The sequence below is a fragment of the Roseovarius confluentis genome, from assembly GCF_002917925.1.
Taxonomy (GTDB): Bacteria; Pseudomonadota; Alphaproteobacteria; order Rhodobacterales; family Rhodobacteraceae; genus Roseovarius; species Roseovarius confluentis.
This window is the reverse complement of record NZ_PPFE01000014.1, coordinates 54,309-72,707: the sequence shown is the minus strand read 5'-3', so window position 1 is coordinate 72,707 and position 18,399 is coordinate 54,309. Positions and strand designations below refer to the sequence as shown.

The 18,399-nt window shown below is 62.2% G+C and carries 20 protein-coding genes and 1 riboswitch; of the genes, 15 read left to right on the top strand and 5 right to left on the bottom strand.

The features are described 5' to 3' along the window. The 3 genes from C2I35_RS22765 to C2I35_RS20795 form a co-directional block, all read right to left on the bottom strand. Window positions 1–160: GntR family transcriptional regulator (locus C2I35_RS22765; protein ID WP_425442953.1), on the bottom strand; the 160-nt coding region annotated here is incomplete at its 3' end. Window positions 161–671: 511 nt separating this feature from the next. Beyond that, window positions 672–1,268 (bottom strand): exopolysaccharide biosynthesis protein, encoded by a 597-nt coding sequence (locus C2I35_RS20800; RefSeq protein ID WP_103764956.1) that lies wholly within the window; start codon window positions 1,266–1,268, stop codon window positions 672–674. Window positions 1,269–1,524: 256 nt separating this feature from the next. Continuing rightward, window positions 1,525–2,535 carry a peptidoglycan-binding domain-containing protein gene (locus C2I35_RS20795; protein ID WP_146050101.1) on the bottom strand — a complete coding sequence of 337 codons (1,011 nt, stop codon included), beginning with the start codon at window positions 2,533–2,535 and terminating at the stop codon, window positions 1,525–1,527. A 282-nt stretch (window positions 2,536–2,817) separates the two neighbouring features. After that, window positions 2,818–2,918: riboswitch (TPP riboswitch) on the top strand. A 96-nt stretch (window positions 2,919–3,014) separates the two neighbouring features. On the opposite strand from C2I35_RS20795, the gene C2I35_RS20790 reads away from it, so the two are divergent. From C2I35_RS20790 to C2I35_RS20745, 10 genes are all read left to right on the top strand, one after another. Next, window positions 3,015–4,010, top strand: coding sequence for an FAD-dependent oxidoreductase (locus tag C2I35_RS20790; protein WP_103764954.1), 996 nt, complete (start codon window positions 3,015–3,017; stop codon window positions 4,008–4,010). Next, window positions 3,994–4,191: a sulfur carrier protein ThiS gene (gene thiS / locus C2I35_RS20785; RefSeq protein ID WP_103764953.1), complete on the top strand. Its 198-nt coding sequence runs from the start codon at window positions 3,994–3,996 to the stop codon at window positions 4,189–4,191. The genes C2I35_RS20790 and thiS overlap by 17 nt, the downstream gene beginning before the upstream one ends. 3 nt (window positions 4,192–4,194) lie before the next feature. Then, window positions 4,195–4,968 (top strand): thiazole synthase, encoded by a 774-nt coding sequence (locus C2I35_RS20780; RefSeq protein ID WP_103764952.1) that lies wholly within the window; start codon window positions 4,195–4,197, stop codon window positions 4,966–4,968. Further along, on the top strand, window positions 4,965–5,561 hold the full coding sequence (locus C2I35_RS20775) for a thiamine phosphate synthase (protein WP_103764951.1): 597 nt from the start codon (window positions 4,965–4,967) through the stop codon (window positions 5,559–5,561). Before C2I35_RS20780 ends, C2I35_RS20775 begins: the two co-directional genes overlap by 4 nt. Further along, window positions 5,540–6,541, top strand: a complete 1,002-nt coding sequence (locus C2I35_RS20770) for a HesA/MoeB/ThiF family protein (RefSeq protein ID WP_103764950.1) — start codon at window positions 5,540–5,542, stop codon at window positions 6,539–6,541. Before C2I35_RS20775 ends, C2I35_RS20770 begins: the two co-directional genes overlap by 22 nt. A gap of 146 nt (window positions 6,542–6,687) precedes the next feature. Continuing rightward, complete coding sequence (locus C2I35_RS20765) at window positions 6,688–7,644, top strand: response regulator transcription factor (protein ID WP_103764949.1); 957 nt, start codon at window positions 6,688–6,690, stop codon at window positions 7,642–7,644. Then, window positions 7,641–8,012 carry an Hpt domain-containing protein gene (locus tag C2I35_RS20760; RefSeq protein ID WP_103764948.1) on the top strand — a complete coding sequence of 124 codons (372 nt, stop codon included), beginning with the start codon at window positions 7,641–7,643 and terminating at the stop codon, window positions 8,010–8,012. The genes C2I35_RS20765 and C2I35_RS20760 overlap by 4 nt, the downstream gene beginning before the upstream one ends. Window positions 8,013–8,078: 66 nt before the next feature. Continuing rightward, window positions 8,079–10,145 (top strand): ATP-binding protein, encoded by a 2,067-nt coding sequence (locus C2I35_RS20755; RefSeq protein WP_103764947.1) that lies wholly within the window; start codon window positions 8,079–8,081, stop codon window positions 10,143–10,145. A gap of 124 nt (window positions 10,146–10,269) precedes the next feature. Further along, on the top strand, window positions 10,270–11,436 hold the full coding sequence (locus C2I35_RS20750) for a PAS domain-containing sensor histidine kinase (protein ID WP_103764946.1): 1,167 nt from the start codon (window positions 10,270–10,272) through the stop codon (window positions 11,434–11,436). Between the two features lie 2 nt (window positions 11,437–11,438). Next, window positions 11,439–11,882: a response regulator gene (locus C2I35_RS20745; protein WP_245890578.1), complete on the top strand. Its 444-nt coding sequence runs from the start codon at window positions 11,439–11,441 to the stop codon at window positions 11,880–11,882. Window positions 11,883–11,922: 40 nt separating this feature from the next. Here C2I35_RS20745 and C2I35_RS20740 read toward each other — a convergent pair whose 3' ends face one another. Next, window positions 11,923–12,405 carry a MarR family winged helix-turn-helix transcriptional regulator gene (locus C2I35_RS20740; protein WP_103764945.1) on the bottom strand — a complete coding sequence of 161 codons (483 nt, stop codon included), beginning with the start codon at window positions 12,403–12,405 and terminating at the stop codon, window positions 11,923–11,925. 245 nt (window positions 12,406–12,650) lie between these two features. Here C2I35_RS20740 and ectA point away from each other — a divergent pair, with 245 nt between their 5' ends. From ectA to C2I35_RS20720, 4 genes are read left to right on the top strand one after another with little or no spacing between them, the layout of a single operon-like run. Beyond that, window positions 12,651–13,175 carry a diaminobutyrate acetyltransferase gene (gene ectA / locus C2I35_RS20735; protein WP_103764944.1) on the top strand — a complete coding sequence of 175 codons (525 nt, stop codon included), beginning with the start codon at window positions 12,651–12,653 and terminating at the stop codon, window positions 13,173–13,175. A 54-nt stretch (window positions 13,176–13,229) separates the two neighbouring features. Then, a complete protein-coding gene (gene ectB / locus C2I35_RS20730) occupies window positions 13,230–14,519 on the top strand; it encodes a diaminobutyrate--2-oxoglutarate transaminase (protein ID WP_103764943.1) in 1,290 nt (429 codons plus the stop codon). Between the two features lie 5 nt (window positions 14,520–14,524). After that, on the top strand, window positions 14,525–14,926 hold the full coding sequence (locus tag C2I35_RS20725) for an ectoine synthase (RefSeq protein WP_103764942.1): 402 nt from the start codon (window positions 14,525–14,527) through the stop codon (window positions 14,924–14,926). 4 nt (window positions 14,927–14,930) lie between these two features. Then, entirely contained in the window at window positions 14,931–16,364 is a 1,434-nt protein-coding gene (locus tag C2I35_RS20720) for an aspartate kinase (protein WP_103764941.1), read from the top strand. A gap of 84 nt (window positions 16,365–16,448) precedes the next feature. On the opposite strand, the gene C2I35_RS20715 is transcribed toward C2I35_RS20720, so the two are convergent. Beyond that, entirely contained in the window at window positions 16,449–17,258 is an 810-nt protein-coding gene (locus C2I35_RS20715; RefSeq protein WP_103764940.1) for a quinoprotein dehydrogenase-associated SoxYZ-like carrier, read from the bottom strand. 107 nt (window positions 17,259–17,365) lie between these two features. On the opposite strand from C2I35_RS20715, the gene C2I35_RS20710 reads away from it, so the two are divergent. Continuing rightward, window positions 17,366–18,397, top strand: coding sequence for a quinoprotein relay system zinc metallohydrolase 2 (locus C2I35_RS20710; RefSeq protein ID WP_103764939.1), 1,032 nt, complete (start codon window positions 17,366–17,368; stop codon window positions 18,395–18,397). Window positions 18,398–18,399 lie beyond the last annotated feature (2 nt).

The window sequence follows — 18,399 nt, the reverse complement described above, 5'->3', positions numbered from 1 at the left end:
GACCCTCGGCCGCCAGCCGCTGCAACGCCTCGCGCACAGGGGTGCGGCCTATGCCCAGTTCCTCGACCAGTTGCGATTCAGACAGCACCTGCCCCGGCTCCAGGTCCAGCGCCACAATCCGTGTCTCAATCATCTCGTAGGCACGGTCGGTCAGGGTCATGTCGTCGGCCTTGCGAGTTCGGGACGCCGCGCGCGCGGTACCTGTCTGTGCTTCGTTGACCATTTACTGCCCGTTTCTGGCCGTCCTATTACGGTCGGCGGATGGTATATCACCTATACCTTATAGATACGGTGGTTCCCGACTTGTCGCAAGACATCCCCGCCTCGCAAGACGCTCATGCTTTTTCTCTGCCATACATGCGGCTGCGAAGGCCTTGAGAGTTTCGGAAGAGACAGCCGGACACTCGACCATCGGCCCATGCCCCACACGTTCCCACAGCTTCAGGCGCGCGCCGTCGATACAAGCTGCGAGCGCGTTGCCATCATCTGGCGGGCACTCGGGACTGGCGGTGCCGTGCTAAACCAGTACCGGCACGTCGATGCTGTCCAGAACAGGGCGATAGCTTGTTGGACTGCTCTTGCAGTTCATGCGCCAGACAATCTCTTAGCTCACGACACCACCTGACCCTAAAATATCTGAAGGCTGACAACCAGCAGAACGGTCGGCCACCTCACAGCAGGAACCGGACCAAAAGCCACGCGCCGACCGCATAGGGCAGCATCGCAAACAGGAACACCACGCCGTCGCGGGTCAGCATCGCCATCACCAGCAGGCAAACGCCCGTGGCCGCGATCGATCCCGAGAACGGAATGAACTCAAGAAACGGCATTGCCATCCCGCTCAGCAGGCAGATCCCCTGCGGCACCCAAAGCAGCGGGCGGTGAAACAGGAATGACAGGCGTTGGCCAGTATGGCGCTCGACCCACTCCATCATCGGTGTGATCCGCGCCATCGCATGGTCAAGCTTGTTGCCGTCTATGGTCTTACGCTTCAACCGGTCCGGCAGATAAAATTCCTTCATCCCCAGGATCAACTCGGCAGAGAAAAGCGCGATCAGCACGCCGCACACCATCGACACACCCGGTATCCCTGAAAGCGGCGTCGCCGCGATAAGCGCCGGCACGAAGATCAGGGGCAGCACCCCGGCCTGACCTGCGGCCTCCAGGATCCTGCCGACCGACACCTCGGGCTGGTCAGCCACCGAGCGAATTCGGGATATCACGTCGGTCAAAGGATGGAATGTCTGTGACTCGGTAGGGCGCTTCATGTCGCGCGCGTTCCCGACGGGTCTTGCCCGCTGACGAATCTGCCGACCGCACCACCGGGTCCGGGGCACGGTCCCGGTTCAGGAAGTCTCGCGTATTGTCTGTGATGCATCTTCGACCTTCTTGTATCGCAGATACAACGTCGATGCCTTGGATCGGTTCCCGCGAATGGCTGCCCATCCGTCGTTATCTGCCCAGCACCCCGGCCCGCGTGACAGCTTGTGCCCAGCGCTCAGAGTCTCCGATTGATCAAGACGCTCAACGCCAGACAAACCGGCAATCGTAAAGCACGCCGAACACGCCACGCTTGCATACCCGCACGCGCTCGCCATTGCGCTCGGGCTCTGGCTTCGGCTGGCTTTGCAGATATGCCTGGTACTCGGTCTCGCTTTGATCGCGCAGGGCGGTGATTTGCAGGTCGTCGAGATATCCGCTGGCCGGAAAGCCCTGTTCCGTCTGCCACGAAGAGATAGCCGTGCGGGTGTTCGGGCCGAACACGCCGTCAGCCCCGCCCGGATCATGCGCGACCAGGCGCAACCGGTTCTGGATTTCTTGCCGTTCGCTGCGCGACAGCTCCAGCGCGGCCTCTTTCTCTTCGGTGGCGAGTGCCGAGGGGGCCACCCGCGCCGTCCCAAGGTCCTCCGGCTCCGTCGCGAGCGGTTCGGACGCCACGATGGTGATCTCGCCCACCGTCGTGGTCGAAAACGTGGCCTCATAGGTGGTTTCGGTCCCGCTTACCGAATAGGGCGCGCACTCTTCCAGAGCCACGGCGGCATCCAGAAACAGCCGCCGCTGGACTGCCGACTGCGCCTCGTCGCCCACATGCCGGGGTATTCCCACCAGCAGCCCCGCACTGTCCAGAACGAAGCTTATGGTAACGTCTTCGTCGCTCTGGGTCTCCGAAGTGGCTTGGAAGCAGGCGGCGATCTGCTCCCGAAGCGGCGGTGCCGCCTCGGGCATGTCGTTCCCCGGCGAGGCGTCGGTCTGGGCGGAGTCTGCCTGGGGCGTCACCGGCTCTGGCAATACATCTCTCGGCGGCACTTGGGCCGTTGGTTCACGGTCCTCGCCATCCGCCGCACCGGCGGCGGGGTCGGCGCGATCCGCATCGGAGCCTGTCACGCCGCTCCCGTCACTCCCTTGCCCGTCCACCACCGGCTCATCCAGCGGCGTGGTGGTCGTCGCTGGCGGCTCCGGCAGCGGCTCGGTGCCTTGCGTCTGTCCCGTCGCGCTGCCTGCCGAAAACAGCAGCACCGCGCAGACCGAAATCATGGCCCGGCCTCGACAATTCAATGTACCGCGTGCGCCTTTCACGACATCATCCTCCATGAAACCTTTCGCAGAATAAGGCGTGCGACCGACAAAAGGTCAAGGCGGGGCGCGAAAATCAGCCAACCCGGCGGCGGCACAGTGCCACCTGCCAATGCCAACGCATCAGGCCCACCGCCTGCCGGACTTCGCCAGTTTCGGCATCACCCGTTGCAGCAGCCGCACAGCTGATCTATCAATGGGCCAACACGACGCCCCAAGCAGCACCATATGCGGGGGCCATGAATTCATCCGTCGGGGGGCCCAACAGGGCTGAGAGGTGCGCGCACCGACCCGTCGAACCTGATCCGGGCAATACCGGCGTAGGGAACGGGTAGAGTGTGCAACCAAGGCACAGGCTCATTCTTACGTTGGTACGCCCCAAGACATGGAGACGCACCAGTGAATCGGCTTTCGAAAACACCCAGCCTTTCGGGGTCCGCATGACCGCGGTGACCGTCATAGGGGCCGGTGTCGCCGGTCTCTGCGTGGCCCGCACGCTTCTCGATCGCGGCGCCGAGGTGACGCTGGTAGATCGCCACGCCACACCCGGCTCGCACGCCTGCTCATGGTGGGCCGGCGGCATGCTCGCCCCCAACTGTGAAGGCGAAAGCGCCGAGGAGCCGGTCGTGCGCCTTGGGGCCGAGGCCGCCGATTGGTGGGCCGCGCAGACAGACTGCGTCCAGCGGCGCGGCTCTCTCGTGGTCTCGCCCGGGCGCGACCGCGCCGACCTTGCGCGCTTTGCCCGCCTGACGACCGGCCACCGCCCCCTTACCGGCCCCCAGATCACCGAGATGGAACCCGACCTCGGCACCCGCTTCACCCGCGGGCTTCATTTCGAGAATGAGGCGCATCTTGCCCCCCGCGCGGCACTGGACGCGCTTCGCGACAGTCTGATCGCCGACGGTGCCACCTTCCGGCAACAAGAAGCCGATCCCGACGCCCTTGCGACACAGGGCCTGACGGTTGACTGCCGCGGCTTTGCCGCGCGCGACGCCCTGCCCGATCTGCGCGGCGTGAAGGGCGAGATGCTGATCCTCTCCTGCCCCGACGTGACCCTGTCGCGTCCGATCCGCGTACTGCACCCCCGCGTGCCGATCTACATCGTGCCGCGCGGCGACGGGATGTTCATGCTGGGTGCCACGATGGTCGAGGGCCGCGCCGGGCGCCACGTCACCGCCCGCGCCATGCTGGAACTGCTCAGCACGGCCTACGCGCTAAACCCGGCCTTCGGCGAGGCCGAAGTGGTCGAGATCGGCGTCGACAGCCGCCCGGCCTTTCCCGACAACCTGCCCCGCATCCGCCGCGACGGCAACCTGATCCGCGCCAACGGGCTTTACCGCCACGGCTTCCTGCTAGCGCCCGCCCTCGCGCGCATGGTCGCGGACCTGATCCTTCACGACAAGACACCGGAGGTTTCCGATGAGATTGCAGCTTAACGGCACATCCGTGGACGCCGAGGTCGCCACCTTGGCCGACCTTCTTACGGCCCGGGGCTACGGCGAGGCCAAGGTGGCGACAGCCGTCAACGGCACGTTCGTGCCCGCGCCTTTGCGCGCCGACCACGCGCTTGCCGAGGGCGACAGCATCGAAGTGCTGGCCCCCATGCAGGGCGGCTGAGCCATGCGCGACTTTTACGGCACCACGCTTGCCAACGGCTTCATGCTGGGCACCGCGCAATACCCCTCACCCGCCATCCTGGCCGAGGCGTTCCGGCGCAGCGGTGCCAGCGTCGCCACCGTGTCCCTGCGCCGCGAAAGCGGGCAGGACCGCGCAGGCCAGGATTTCTGGAACCTGATCCGCGATCTCGGCGTGCATATCCTGCCCAACACCGCTGGCTGCCACAGCGTCAAGGAAGCCGTGACCACCGCACACATGGCGCGCGAGGTGTTCGACACGCCCTGGATCAAGCTGGAGGTCATCGGCGAGGAAGACACCCTGCAACCCGATGTGTTCGGCCTGGTCGAGGCCGCGCGCATCCTGACCGAGGACGGCTTCCAGGTTTTTCCCTACACCACCGAGGATCTCGTCGTGGCGGACCGCCTGCTCGACGCCGGTTGCGAAGTGCTGATGCCCTGGGGCTCGCCCATCGGCTCGGGTCTGGGCCTGAACAACATCTTCGGCCTGCGCGCGCTGCGGGCGCATTTCCCCGACGTGCCGCTGGTGATCGACGCAGGTCTGGGTCTGCCCTCGCAGGCAACGACCGCGATGGAGCTGGGCTATGACGCCATCCTCCTCAACACCGCCGTGGCCAAGGCGGGCGACCCGGCGGCGATGGCCGAAGCCTTCGCTCTTGCCCTCAAGGCCGGGAAACTCGCCCAATCCGCCGACCCGATGGAGCCGCGCGACATGGCCGCCCCCTCGACCCCCGTGATCGGCAAGGCCTTCCTCGAATGAGGCTCGACCCGTTCTATCCCATATTCGACAGCGCCGACTGGATCGAACGCCTCGTGCCTCTTGGCATCAAGCTGGTGCAACTGCGCGTAAAGGATGCCGCACCCGATACCCTGCGCGACCATATCCTGCGGTCCAAGGCGGTCTGCGACGCCCATGGCTGCACGCTCATCGTCAACGACCATTGGAGCGAAGCCATCGAAACCGGCTGCGCCTACATTCACCTCGGGCAGGAAGACCTTGATACTGCTGACATTTCCGCCATCCGCGAGGCCGGCCTGCGCCTTGGCATAAGCACCCATGACAAGACCGAGCTCAACCGTGCCCTGGCATTAAAGCCCGACTATATCGCGCTCGGCCCGATCTATCCCACGATCCTGAAAAAGATGAGGTGGCACGAACAGGGCCTCGACCGTCTGACACAATGGCGCGGCCTGATCGGCGACCTGCCCCTGATCGCCATCGGCGGCATGTCCGTCGACCGCGCGCCCGGCGCCTTTGCCGCCGGCGCCGACGTTGTGGCGGCGGTCACCGATATCACCCTCAACGACAGCCCCGAGACGCGGGTGCGCGAATGGCTGGCGGCGACAAGATGAACCGCTACGCCCGCCAGACCTGCCTGCCCGGGATGGGTGAGGCCGGACAGGCCGCATTGGAGGCGGCGCATGTGCTGGTGGTCGGCGCTGGCGGGCTGGGCGCGCCTGTCCTGCAATACCTGGCCGGTGCCGGCGTGGGGAGGCTGACGCTGGTTGATGGCGATACGGTTTCGCTCACGAACCTGCACCGCCAGACGCTCTTTCGCGAGACTGATATCGACCGTCCCAAGGTCGAGGCAGCCGCCGGCACCCTGCGCCGCCTCAACACCGACTGTAACATCGACACCGTCTTCGCCCCGCTCGATCCGGTCAACGTGTCCGACCTTGTGGCGCAGGCGACACTTGTGCTGGATTGCGCCGACAGTTTCGCGGTCAGCTATATCCTGTCCGACACCTGCCTCGCCGCGGGCGTGCCGCTCATCAGCGCCTCGGTCTTGGGCGTATCGGGCTATGCGGGCGGGTTCTGCGGCACTGCGCCCTCGTTGCGCGCCATCTTCCCCGACCTGCCCGACCGTGCTGCCAGCTGTGCCACGGCGGGCGTCATGGGCCCGGTCGTCGGCATGATCGGTGCGGCGCAAGCGCAGATGGCTCTGGCCTGTCTGACCGGTCAAGTGCCCTCGCCCCTGGGCCAAGTCGTGACGGTCGACATGCAGACCTATCGGAGCAGCAGCTTTCGCTTCGATGCGGCGCCCGAGCCCGTTGCCGACCTGCGTTTCATCGCCGCCGACCAGATCACAGCAAGCGATCTCGTGGTCGAGTTGCGCCCCCCGGATGAATCGCCCGCGCCGGTCTGCCCCCACGCGCGGCGTATCGGACTCGAGGCGTTCAGAAACGGCCCCGGCCTCACCCCGCCCGTCGGCGTCCGGACCGTCTTTGCCTGCCGCTCCGGCCTGCGCGCCTGGCAAGCGGCGACCCATCTGCGACGCAACTGGACCGGCGAAATCGCCCTCGTCGCCGCCGGCGATACGCCCGGCACCTGAGCCAGGGAACAGGTGCGGCCTCCGCGACACTTAAACGCGAAAAGTTTAAGAAAAATCATCTTTCTCCGTGAACGCGACAAACTTTTGCCCGAATTGGTTATGAACAATCAGAACGCGAGCAGAAAACTGATCAGGAATGAGTGACAATGCGTATACTTGCGATAGATGACGAGCCGATTTTCTGCGATCTTCTCAGAGCACGGCTTGAACAGCTTGGATATCAAAACGTCGAAACCGCTTTCACCGGCCCCGAGGCGCTGGATATCGCGGCGGCCCGGACCAACCCGGTCGAATGCTTCATCGTCGACATTCGCATGATGCCGATGGATGGTATCGAACTGGTCCGTAGACTGCGCGCCATCCCGCATCATCAGGCAACGCCCATCGTGATGCTCTCGGCCCTGACCGACAAGGCGTCGATCGACGCCGCCTTCATGGCCGGCGCGAACGACTACATCACCAAGCCGCTCGAAATGGTCGAATTGAAGATCCGTCTCGAGATGGCCCGCAACATTCAAGCCGAACGCGCCCAGGCCCGCCTGCTCCACGAACACGTGCTCAAGCAGGAAGCCATCCTCTTCCCCTCCGCCGAATTCGGCGGCGAGATCATCCTCGACGACGTGCCCGGCGCCGTCAGCGTGATGTCGATGGAGAACTTTCTTCTCAAGCAAGGCAATATCCGCCTTCGCCAGTCCTCGGCGATCGGCTTCAGCCTGCAGCAGGCGGACCGCTATTTCCAGAAGATGGACCCCACCTATTACGCCGTTCTGATCGGCGACATGGCACAGGCCGTGTCGCGGGCGCTGTCGGCCTTTCCACACATGCTTACCTGCCCCGGCAACGGCGATATCGTGGCCCTGCTGGTCGACCGGGCGCATGTCGATATCGATCAGATCAAGGAGAACCTCGCGCACGAGCTCGAAGCTCTTCGCCTGCGCTTCTCGGCCATCGACATGACCCTGCCGCAGCTGGAAACCGGCGCACCCGTGCGCACCGGGCTGTTTCGGACTCACTGCCCGACCACCCTGATCGCGCGCGCGCGCGCTGCCGCGCGGGGGTCTGAAGGCACCCGTGCCGCGCACAACCTGCAGGCCATCGCATGACCGCGCCCGTCCGCCGCACCTTGCCGGAAAATGACGCGACCCGCTCCAAGATGGAACAGGCTCTTGCCGTGATGCGCCGCGATTTCTGCGCCGGGCTCGACGAGCGTATCTGCCGGATCGAGACGGCCCGACTGGCGTTTGCCTCGGCCAGCGATACGGCGCTCGACACCCTGAAATTCGAAGCGCACCGCATCTGCGGCGTCGCCGGAAGCCTTGGTCTGGACGAGGTCTCGACCCGCGCCCGCACTCTGGAAGAGCACGCTGGGTGGGCCGAGGGCCGGGCGCTCTCGCCGAAAGACCGGGCCGAACTTGACCGCCGGATCGAGGATTTCCTCGACCTGCTGGAAGATCACCTGACCGAAACCTGATGCACCCCGCGGCGCCCGGCGCCGCAGACTCCATAGTCAAGAATTAGCGCACAAAAGGGGTTTGAAGTGCCAAGCCATGCCGCAAGACTGAAGAAGGTTTTCAAACTCCGCGAATTTCCGATCGCGGTGGGCCTTACGATCATCGCGGTGCTGGTCTCGACCGCGCTCGTCGCCACCCAGGCCAATACCCGCTTTCTGGAGCTGGCCCGGCAGGCGGCCAAGGACGACGTGGGCAAGAACGCCGACGCCATCGCAGGCGCCTTGCAACGCGAGTTGACCAAGGTCGACGTGATCGCCCGTGCGATCCGCTACGCGATCGAACAAAAGCCCGACCTCACGCAGCAGGAGTATCAGGACCTGGTCGCACCTCTGATCGGGACGACCCCTGAGATCCTGCTCGTCGGACGATCCCGCGGTTACGTCATCGAGCAAGTTTACCCCATGGCCGGAAACGAAAAGGCGATTGGCCTCGACTATCGCTTGGTACCCACGCAGTTCATGGCCGTGCGCGACGCTCTGCGCACGGGCAAGGCATCTTTGGAAGGCCCGGTCAATCTCGTTCAAGGGGGCACAGCATTCATCCAGCGCACCCCGTACTACCCAAAGTCTCGCGAAGATAAGTCCCGCATCGCGTCCGGTATCATCTCGGTCGTTGTCAACCGCGAGCAACTGATAACCCAGATATATCAAGATCACGGCATTGAGACCCATGACATCGCGATCCGCAGCCTGACCTCGGACCTTTCGCCAGGCAAAATGAAATACGGCGCGAAAGGCATCTTTGACGACAACCCAATCTTGCGCGAAGTGCCGACAGACAGCAGCATCTGGCAAATCGGTCTTGTGCCGTCTTTGGGCTGGCCCGAACAGCATCGGATGGAACACTATGTCTGGGTGCTGAGCTTACTGGGCAGCTCGGCCCTTGGAGCGATGTTCTTGGCGCTCTGGTCGATGTACCGCTCCAAACGCATCGCCGAAGGCCAGCTGCGCTCGGCCATCAACTCCATCGACGACGGTTTCGCGCTTTTCGACCAGCAAGACCGCCTGGTCTTCGCGAATGAAAAATACCTGTCTTACTATGACCTCTCGCGCAACGCGATATTCCCGGGCAACACCTTTGAGAACATTCTGCGCGAGGGGCTCAGGAACGGCCAGTACAAGGACGCCATCGGTCGCGAGGATGCGTGGCTGAAAGAACGGCTTGCCAAGCATTTCAACCCCACCGAACCGATCGAGCAGAAACTGGGCGATGGTCGCTGGCTCAAGGTGGCCGAAGCCCGTTCGCCGGATGGCAACACAGTGGGGTTCCGTGTGGACATTACCGAACTCAAGCAGTCGCGCGAACGCGCCGAGGCGGCCAACCGCGCCAAGAACAACTTCCTCAACATCATAAGCCACGAATTGCGCACGCCGCTTACCTCGGTCATCGGTTATGCCCGCTTCCTGGAAAACATCGAAATCCTGCCCGGCTTCAAGGCACTCAAACAGGCCCTGCGCACAGGCGCGGGCGAGGCCGAATGCAACCGCGCGCTCGACTTGCTGCGCAACGACGTGGCCGGTATGTCGGGCCGCATCACCAGCTCCAGCGATCACCTTCTTGGCCTGATCAACGACGTGCTCGACCGCGCCAAGCTCGAGGCCGAAACCGTCGACCTTCGCATTGAGCCGCTCGATCTCAAGGACATGGTCAAGTCCGTCACTTCGAATCTCGGGATCAAGGCCGCCGAAAAGGGCATTTCGCTGACCTCGGATGTCGCCCCCCTTCCCATCGCCGCCGACGCCAAGCGCCTGCGACAGTCCCTGATCAACGTCGTCGGCAACGCGATCAAGTTCACCGAAACCGGCGGGGTCCACCTGTCATCGGACAGTGACGATACCCATGTACGGATCACAGTGTGCGACACCGGCTGTGGGATACCCGCCGACCAGCTGGACCAAATCTTCGATCAGTTCGTGCAAGTCGACACCTCTGTCACCCGGCGCAACTCCGGCACTGGGTTGGGTTTGGCCATCACCCGCGAACTCGTGGAACTTCACGGTGGGTCCATCTCGGTCGAAAGCGAGTTGGGACACGGCAGCTCATTCATTATCACCCTTCCCATCAAATCTCAGAAACTGGAACTGGCCGCCTGACCCGTCAGGTCAGACCAGTTGTCCTGCCAATTGCCTAAAGTTTTCCTTTTTCCAGCCCAAACAAGACCACGTCCTCCATTCACTGTTTTACTGTCGGCATTCAGCACGGCACGAAAGGGCATCAATGCAACAAAATGCACACGCTCAAGAATGTAACGCCAAAGGATCCGGGCCCGCCGAGACCGGGATCGACAGTAACGGCCTGACCGATCTGCCGTTTCTCGAAAAGGTACTCGAGACCCTCCAGGACGGCGTCTACGTCTATGCCACTGACACACTCCGCATAAGGTACATGAATGCCGCCGCCTGCGCCCGCCACGGCTGGACCCTGGACGAGGCTCGCGCGAAATGCATCAGCGACACCTCCGCGACATTCGACACCAAGTCCTTTTCACGTGCTGCCGCCCCCCTTCTGCTCGGTGAGCAGGATGCGATCACACTCGAACTCGTTCACCATACCGGCCCAATCGAAGTCTCCACGCGCCTTTTGCGCACCCCCGACGAGGGCGATTTCTTCGTCTCCGTCCTGCGCGACATCTCGACCCGCAAAAGCTCGCAGGCGGAAAAGGTGCAGACAGTCTCGACGGTCAGCCACGAATTGCGAACGCCGCTCACTTCGATCCACGGCGCGCTGCGCCTGCTGAAGGCCGGCGCGGTGTCCGAACTGGATTCCAACACCCAAAGCGTGATCGACATTGCTGCCCGGAACACCGACCGCCTTCTGTCGATCGTCAACGACATTCTCGATCTCGAGAAGATAAACAGCAACAAGATGGACTTTTCGAGCAGCGAGATGGACATCGTCGAATGCGTCAACGATACCGTCGAACTGATCGCCGGCGCGGCGCTTGAAAACGACGTCCGGCTCGATATCGAAAGCGATTTGCAGAACGCCGTGGTGATGGGCAACCCCGAGCGTATCGCCCAGATCGTCACCAATTTTGCTTCCAATGCGATCAAGTATTCGCCGAAAGGCGCCAGCGTGCGCATAGGCATTTCCGGGACCGAGGACGGCATCGTCATTTCCGTGACCGACCAGGGCCCCGGCATCTCGGAAGACCAGAACCGGATGTTGTTCAAGCCATTTTCGCAAGCGCGCGCCGGCGACGGAACCAAGCGGCCCGGCACCGGCCTCGGTCTCGCCATCGTGTCGGCCATTGCCCAGCGCCTCGACTATACAGTCGCTTTCAAATCCGAGGTGGGCCAAGGCAGTACGTTCCAATTTCGTGTGCCCTCCCACCTTGTCCTCTGTACAGATTCGCGTGACACTGCAACTGTGGCGGCGAGTTAGACATGGCTCACGTAGTGACCTTTCCCAACGCCCCCAAAAGCGAGACAGGCGTGATGCGGCAACCTTTGCAAACGATCCTTCATGTCGATGACGACGACGATATTCGCGTGATCATAAAGATGGCGCTTGAAATTGTCGGGTCCTTTGACGTGCACCAGTTTGCAACCGGCCAGGACGCGGTCGAGGCCGCGGCCGGGGTCAATCCACAGATGCTCTTGCTGGATGTGATGATGCCCGACATGTCGGGCGAGGATGTCTGGCACGCGATTACCGCCACGCCGGGACTGGCGGACATACCCACCGTTTTCCTGACCGCGAAGGCCGAGGATTCCTTTTCAAAACAATTGCGTGAAAAAGGTGCCGTCGCCGTGATAACGAAGCCGGTGGACCCAATGATGCTCGGCACCCAGATCGAGCAAATCTGGCAAAGCATAGACCACGTCTGACACCCAATGTGGCCAGAGTGGTCAAGTGACGTGTCGCGCCTCAGCCGTCACCAAGTTGCTTGAAGTCGCCTGAATCCAGCACCGGCGCGGCATCAAGTTCGTCCGCGTCCAGCATCGCCGCCACACGTTCAAGGCTCGACACGAGCATCGCCTGCTCCCAATCTTCCATGACCGAAAATTTGCGCACGAAGCGCTGTTGCAGGGGATCTGGCGCCTTGGCCAGCGTATCACGCCCCTTTGCGGTCAGGTGAATGTTGGTCTGACGCCGATCCCGTTGGGATTTTTCACGCAGCACCATGCCCTCGTTCACCAGCTTGTCCACCAGCGAGGTCACGGTCGCCTGTGTGACACGCATTCGCGATGATATCGCGGTCGCCGTTGCCTGTCCGGTCTCGCCTATGATCTGCAAAACCCGGAACTGCGCGGGGGTAACCCCGGCGGACTGCTTAACCTCGCGACCGAACAGATCGGTCGCGCGAAGAATGCGTCTGAGTGCGACTAAAGAGGTATCGATGCGGTCCATTCCTACCTTTAGCGTTTCGTTAGAATAGCTAAACATATACACTCTAAATTGGTTTGTGAAGCCCCCTTTAATTAGGGTTCTTAACCAGACAGTACTGAAATCACTGCTATAAGCAAAGCATTTCACCACTAAAAATAAGGGTTTTTTTGGAAAATTAGTAAGCCTAACAAAAAATATACTTAGTCACTTGAAGTACCACCACACCGATGCTACTTAGTAAGCCAAAGCAAATCGGAGATACAAACATGCCCCGCGACCTTGCAAAAGAAATCGTTCCGACCCTTCGCGAGCCTGAACCGACGGACGGCTCGGAAATCTGGGAGCTCGTGCGCGAATGCAAGCCGCTCGACGAGAACTCGATGTACTGCAACCTGATTCAGTGCGATCACTTTTCGGACACTTGCGTTCTGGCCGAAATCGAAGGCAAGCCCGTTGGCTGGGTCTCCGGTCACGTGATTCCGAGCGACCCCGAAACGCTGTTCATCTGGCAGGTCGCGGTATCTGAGGATGCGCGCGGTATGGGCCTTGGCTCACTGATGCTGAAAGAAGCATTGCAGCGCGAGGCGTGCGCGGACGTCAACAAGATCCAGACGACGATCACGTCGGACAACGACGCGTCCTGGGCACTATTCCGGAAATTTGCCGAAGAGTGTGGAACCGATCTCGATGCTGAGGCGTATTATGAGAAAGACGAGCACTTCAACGGCCAAAGCAAGACGGAGAACCTCGTGACGATTCCGCTGGCTGAAGAGCTGGCAAAGGTGGCCTGAAACGGGGCCACCTCCCCAACTCCCCTCAAATTCTGACACTGAAAGAGAGGTCGTATGTCTACGAACACCTCCCATAAACCTGTATTTGAACGTCGTGAATCCGAGGCCCGCAGCTACTGCCGCGGGTTCGACACCGTATTCACCTCCGCATCCGGCGCCGAGATGACCGATGTGGACGGTCGCACTTATATCGACTTTCTGGCCGGCTGTTCTTCACTGAACTACGGTCACAACGACCCCGACATGAAGGCGGCCCTGCTCGAGCACATCTCGAATGACGGTATCGCCCACGGGCTCGACATGATGTCCGATACCAAGGCGCAGTTCCTTGAGACCTTCGAGAAATTGATCCTTGAGCCGCGTGGCATGGACCACAAAATCATGATGACAGGTCCGACCGGCACAAACGCCGTCGAGTCCGCGCTGAAACTCGCGCGCAAGGTCACCGGCCGCCGCGACATCATCGCCTTCACCAACGGCTTCCACGGCATGACCATGGGCGCATTGGCAGCGACCGGCAATGCCGGGAAACGTGGTGGCGCGGGGGGCGTGTCGCTTCCCGATGTGAACCGGATGCCCTACGAAGGCGCGTTCGGCGACGACGTCGACACGATCGCACAGATGGAAATGATGCTCGACAACCCGTCGTCAGGCATCGACGCCCCCGCGGCTTTCCTGGTTGAACTGGTTCAGGGCGAAGGCGGTCTCAACGCCGCCTCCAAGGAGTGGGTCGAACGTCTTGGCCGTCTCGCCAAGAAGCACGAAATTCTTTTGATCGTCGACGATATCCAGGCCGGCATCGGCCGCGCGGGTAGCTTTTTCAGCTTCGACGACATGGACGTGCAGCCCGACATGATCCCGCTGGCGAAATCGCTGTCCGGCTTCGGCCTGCCCTTCGCCGCGCTGCTGATCCGCCGCGAACTCGACATCTGGAAACCGGCCGAACACAACGGCACGTTCCGGGGCAACACGCATGCCTTCGTCACCGCGCGCGTCGCGCTTGAGAAGTTCTGGTCGGACGACACCTTCAAGAACGAGATCGCCGAAAAGGCCAAGATCCTCGAGACGCGCCTTCAACGCATCGCGGACATGGTGCCGGGCGCCAGGCTCAAGGGCCGCGGCATGATGCGCGGCGTGGATGTCGGCTCGGGCGAGCTGGCCGAGCAGATATGCGGCGAAGCGTTCCGCAACGGTCTCATCATCGAGACCTCGGGCAGCTTCGACGAAGTCGTCAAGGTACTCGCGCCGCTGACCATCCCGGTCGAGCTGTTCGAAAAGGGCCTCGATATCCTGGAAAAAGCTGCCTCGACCTGCGTCGAAGGCCACAACATCGCTGCGGAGTAACCGAAATGATCGTCAGAGACTTCAACAAGATCACCGAGAACGAAAAAGACCGCGTCGTTTCGGACGCCAACTGGACAAGCGTGCGGATGCTGCTGGCCGATGACAACATGGGCTTTTCGTTCCACATCACCTTCCTTGAGGCCGGTTCCGAACATACGTTCGAATACAAGAACCACTTCGAGAGCGTCTATTGCATGCAAGGCACCGGCTCGATCACCGACATCGCCACCGGCGAAACCCACGAGATCAAGCCCGGCGTCATGTATGCCTTGGACAAGCATGACCGCCACATCCTGCGCGCCACCGAAGAGCTGGTCATGGCCTGCTGCTTCAACCCGCCGGTCACCGGCAACGAGGTCCATCGCGAAGATGGCTCTTACGCGGCGCCCGAAGCCGCCGAGGCGTGAACCAATGACCCACACAGTGGAAAAAATCGGCGGGACGTCCATGTCCCGCCTGCACGAACTGCGTGATACGCTGTTCATCAAGGACGGAGAGCCGCAATACGGACGCATCTTCGTCGTTTCGGCCTTCGGTGGCATCACAGACATGCTGCTGGAGCACAAGAAATCGGGCGAGGATGGAGCCTATGCCGCTTTCGCGGACGCCGAAGACGATCACGGCTGGCACGATGCACTGACACGGGCCTGCCGCGCCATGATCAAGGCGCATGAAGACGTGCTGGAGCACCCGGGCGACATCGCCCAGGCAACCGCCTTCGTCAATGAGCGTATCGAAGGCGCGCGCAACTGTCTGATCGACCTGCAGCGCCTGTGCTCCTACGGTCATTTCCGGCTGAACGCGCACCTGATGCATATCCGCGAATTGCTTTCGGGCCTTGGCGAAGCGCACAGCGCGCACGTGGCCGCACTGGTGCTGAAACGGGCCGGTGTCAACGCCCGCGCGGTAGACCTGACAGGCTGGCGCGAAGATGGCGAAGTGAATCTGGACGAGCGCATCAACAACGCCATGGCCAGCGTCGACCCGGCCACCGAGATGCCCATCGTCACCGGCTACGCCCAGTGCCGCGAGGGCTTGATGAAGGAATTCGACCGCGGCTATTCCGAGGTCACGTTCTCGCAGATGGCGGCCCTCACAGGCGCCCGCGAGGCGATTATCCACAAGGAGTTCCACCTTTCCTCCGCCGATCCCAAGCTGGTCGGCGCCGAGAACGTGCGCACCCTGGGGCACACCAACTATGACGTGGCCGACCAGATGGCGAACCTCGGGATGGAAGCGATCCACCCCTCTGCCGCCAAGACCCTGCGCCAGGCCGGCGTGCCCTTGCGCGTTACCAACGCATTCGAGCCCGAAGAGCCCGGCACGGTCATTGACGATCAACCCGCCGAAACCCCGGCGGTCGAGATGGTCACCGGCCTCGACATCATCGCGCTGGAAGTGTTCGAACAGGACATGGTCGGCGTCAAAGGCTACGACGCCGCGATTCTGGACGCCCTGACGCGTCATGACGTGCGCATCGTGTCGAAGGCATCCAACGCCAACACCATCACGCACTATGTCGACGCTTCAGTCAAAGCCATGCGAAAGGTAGCCGACGATCTGGCGGAGAAATATCCGCAGTCCGAGATCCGCAATCGCAAGCTTGCACTGGTCTCCGTTATCGGCCGCGATCTCGATGGGCTCAGCACGCTGCAGCGTGGCCTGCAGGCACTGGACGACAACGGCATGGCCTCGCTGGGAGCCACCCAAGGCCCGCGACACGTCGATACGCAGTTCATCCTGGAACGCGAAGACCGCGATCCGGCGATCAAGGCGCTCCACGACACGTTCTTCGGCAAGGCGTCTAAGAATGGAAAAAAGTCGGACATGACGATCGCTGCCTGATAGCGCCCTCGCCGTAGATGACAAAAAAACGCGCGTGCCGGCATTCCGGCACGCGCGTTTTGCATCATGAAGGTCAAGCCTTGGTCAGCCGTCCAGCGATTTCGGCAAGGTGCTTTCGAACACGTTACCCTCGGTATCCATGGCCTTCACAGTCAAGTCGGTCGATCCGTTGTCATTGTAGAAAAACCGAAATGACGGGTTTTCCGAGATCGAAATCCCGCCCGTCATCGAGAAGAGCATTTCGTCACCCTGCCGCACCTCGATCGTGTCGATGAAATGCGCCGGGATGAACAGTTGCGTAATCTGATCCCGCTGAAGCCCCGAATAATTCGGATGCCGGATCATGATCTGCGCCTCGCGCCGCGGCGTCGATACCGCCGCCGTCTCACCAAAGCTCCGCAGCTTCATCCGGCCCATGTCCGCCAGCGCCTGCTCGGGATCCTTCGAGGCCGGGGCCGAACAGCCGCCAGATGCCTTGACGAACCGCCCGGTCATATAGAGGCCATCCTCGGTCTCGGTAATCACCCGTACGTTGGAATATTGGTTCACCCGAACACGCATCTCGAAATCGAGCTGCCCCATACCGGACCCGAACGTGAACTCCCCTGCCACCGGCGCGGGGTTCTCGTCAATCACTACGATGGCCGACTTGATCTGCGCCTCCGGATCGGTTTGTTTCAGGTGCACCGGCACGGTCGCCGCGTCATGGGCACGGTACGGCGCCTCAACGCTGAGCGGGCCCTGCGCCTCCTCCAGCGTGGCCTCGCCCAGCACGTCATAGCGCAAATCCTGCCAGGTCGGGCTTTCGGTCAAGGGGTTATTGACCGCCTCCTCAGCCCACACAGGCGAGGCCGCAAGACCCAGCGCCAGAACGGATGCGATTGCATGTCTCATACGGTCTCCTCCCGCAGTGCGCCCGCTTTATGCCACGAAACAGCGGCAAAATCCACTTATACGAAATGGGGCATGGACCTCACAATCGCGTGTGGCAAGATCCGGCCATGTTCGAGGTCGTCGTCACAGCCTGTATTGCGCTTGCCTCTGAGGGGGGCGAACCGGCCTGCCGCGACATGCTTCTGGCGAATTACGAGGCTCCCACACAGGCCGAGTGCGAGGCGCAACTGCCCGAACTTTCAAAGGCATACGAAGAACCACGCTGTGCCCCCGTTGGCCCGGCGCTCGAGATGACCGAGATCGCACAAGGCGTTTTCGCCCATTTGGGGCGGATCGAAGAACCAGACACGGACAATCGCGGTGACGTCGCGAATCTCGGCTTTATCGTCGGCCAAGACAGCGTCGCCGTGATCGACACCGGCTCTGCCCGCTGGATCGGCGAGACGCTCTGGCGCGCCATCCGCCAACAGACCGACAAGCCCGTCAGCCATGTGATCCTGACCCACATGCACCCCGATCACGTGCTGGGCACAGATGCCTTCAGCACCACCGCGGCACAGGTTGCCTCCCACGCCGCACTGCCTCGCGCGCTCGCCGACAGGCAGGCCAATTACGCGGAAAGCCTGACGCGCCTGATCGGTCCCACCTTCATAGGCTCGACCGCGCCAAAGCCCGACATCACCGTGCCGCCCGATACGCCCATGCAGATCGACCTAGGCGGGCGCACCCTTACCCTTCACGCATGGCCGGTGGCCCATACCGGCAATGACCTTACGGTGCTGGACGAAGCGACCGGCACGCTCTTTACCGGCGACCTCGTCTTTCACACGCACACCCCCGCGCTCGATGGCAGCGTCCTCGGGTGGCTCGACGTTCTGGACCAACTGCAAAAGTGGGAGGTCAGCCGCATCGTCCCGGGGCATGGCGGCCCGGTTCTGGACTGGCCGCAAGGCGCCGAGGACCAACGCCGCTATCTGGAAACCCTGCGCGACGACACCCGCGCGGCCATTGCAAGAGGCACCCGTCTGGGCGAGGCCGTCACCACGATCGCGGAAAGCGAGGCGGACAAGTGGCAGCTTTTCGAGGCCTACAACCCGCGCAACGCCACCGTCGCCTTCACCGAATTGGAGTGGGAATAGCG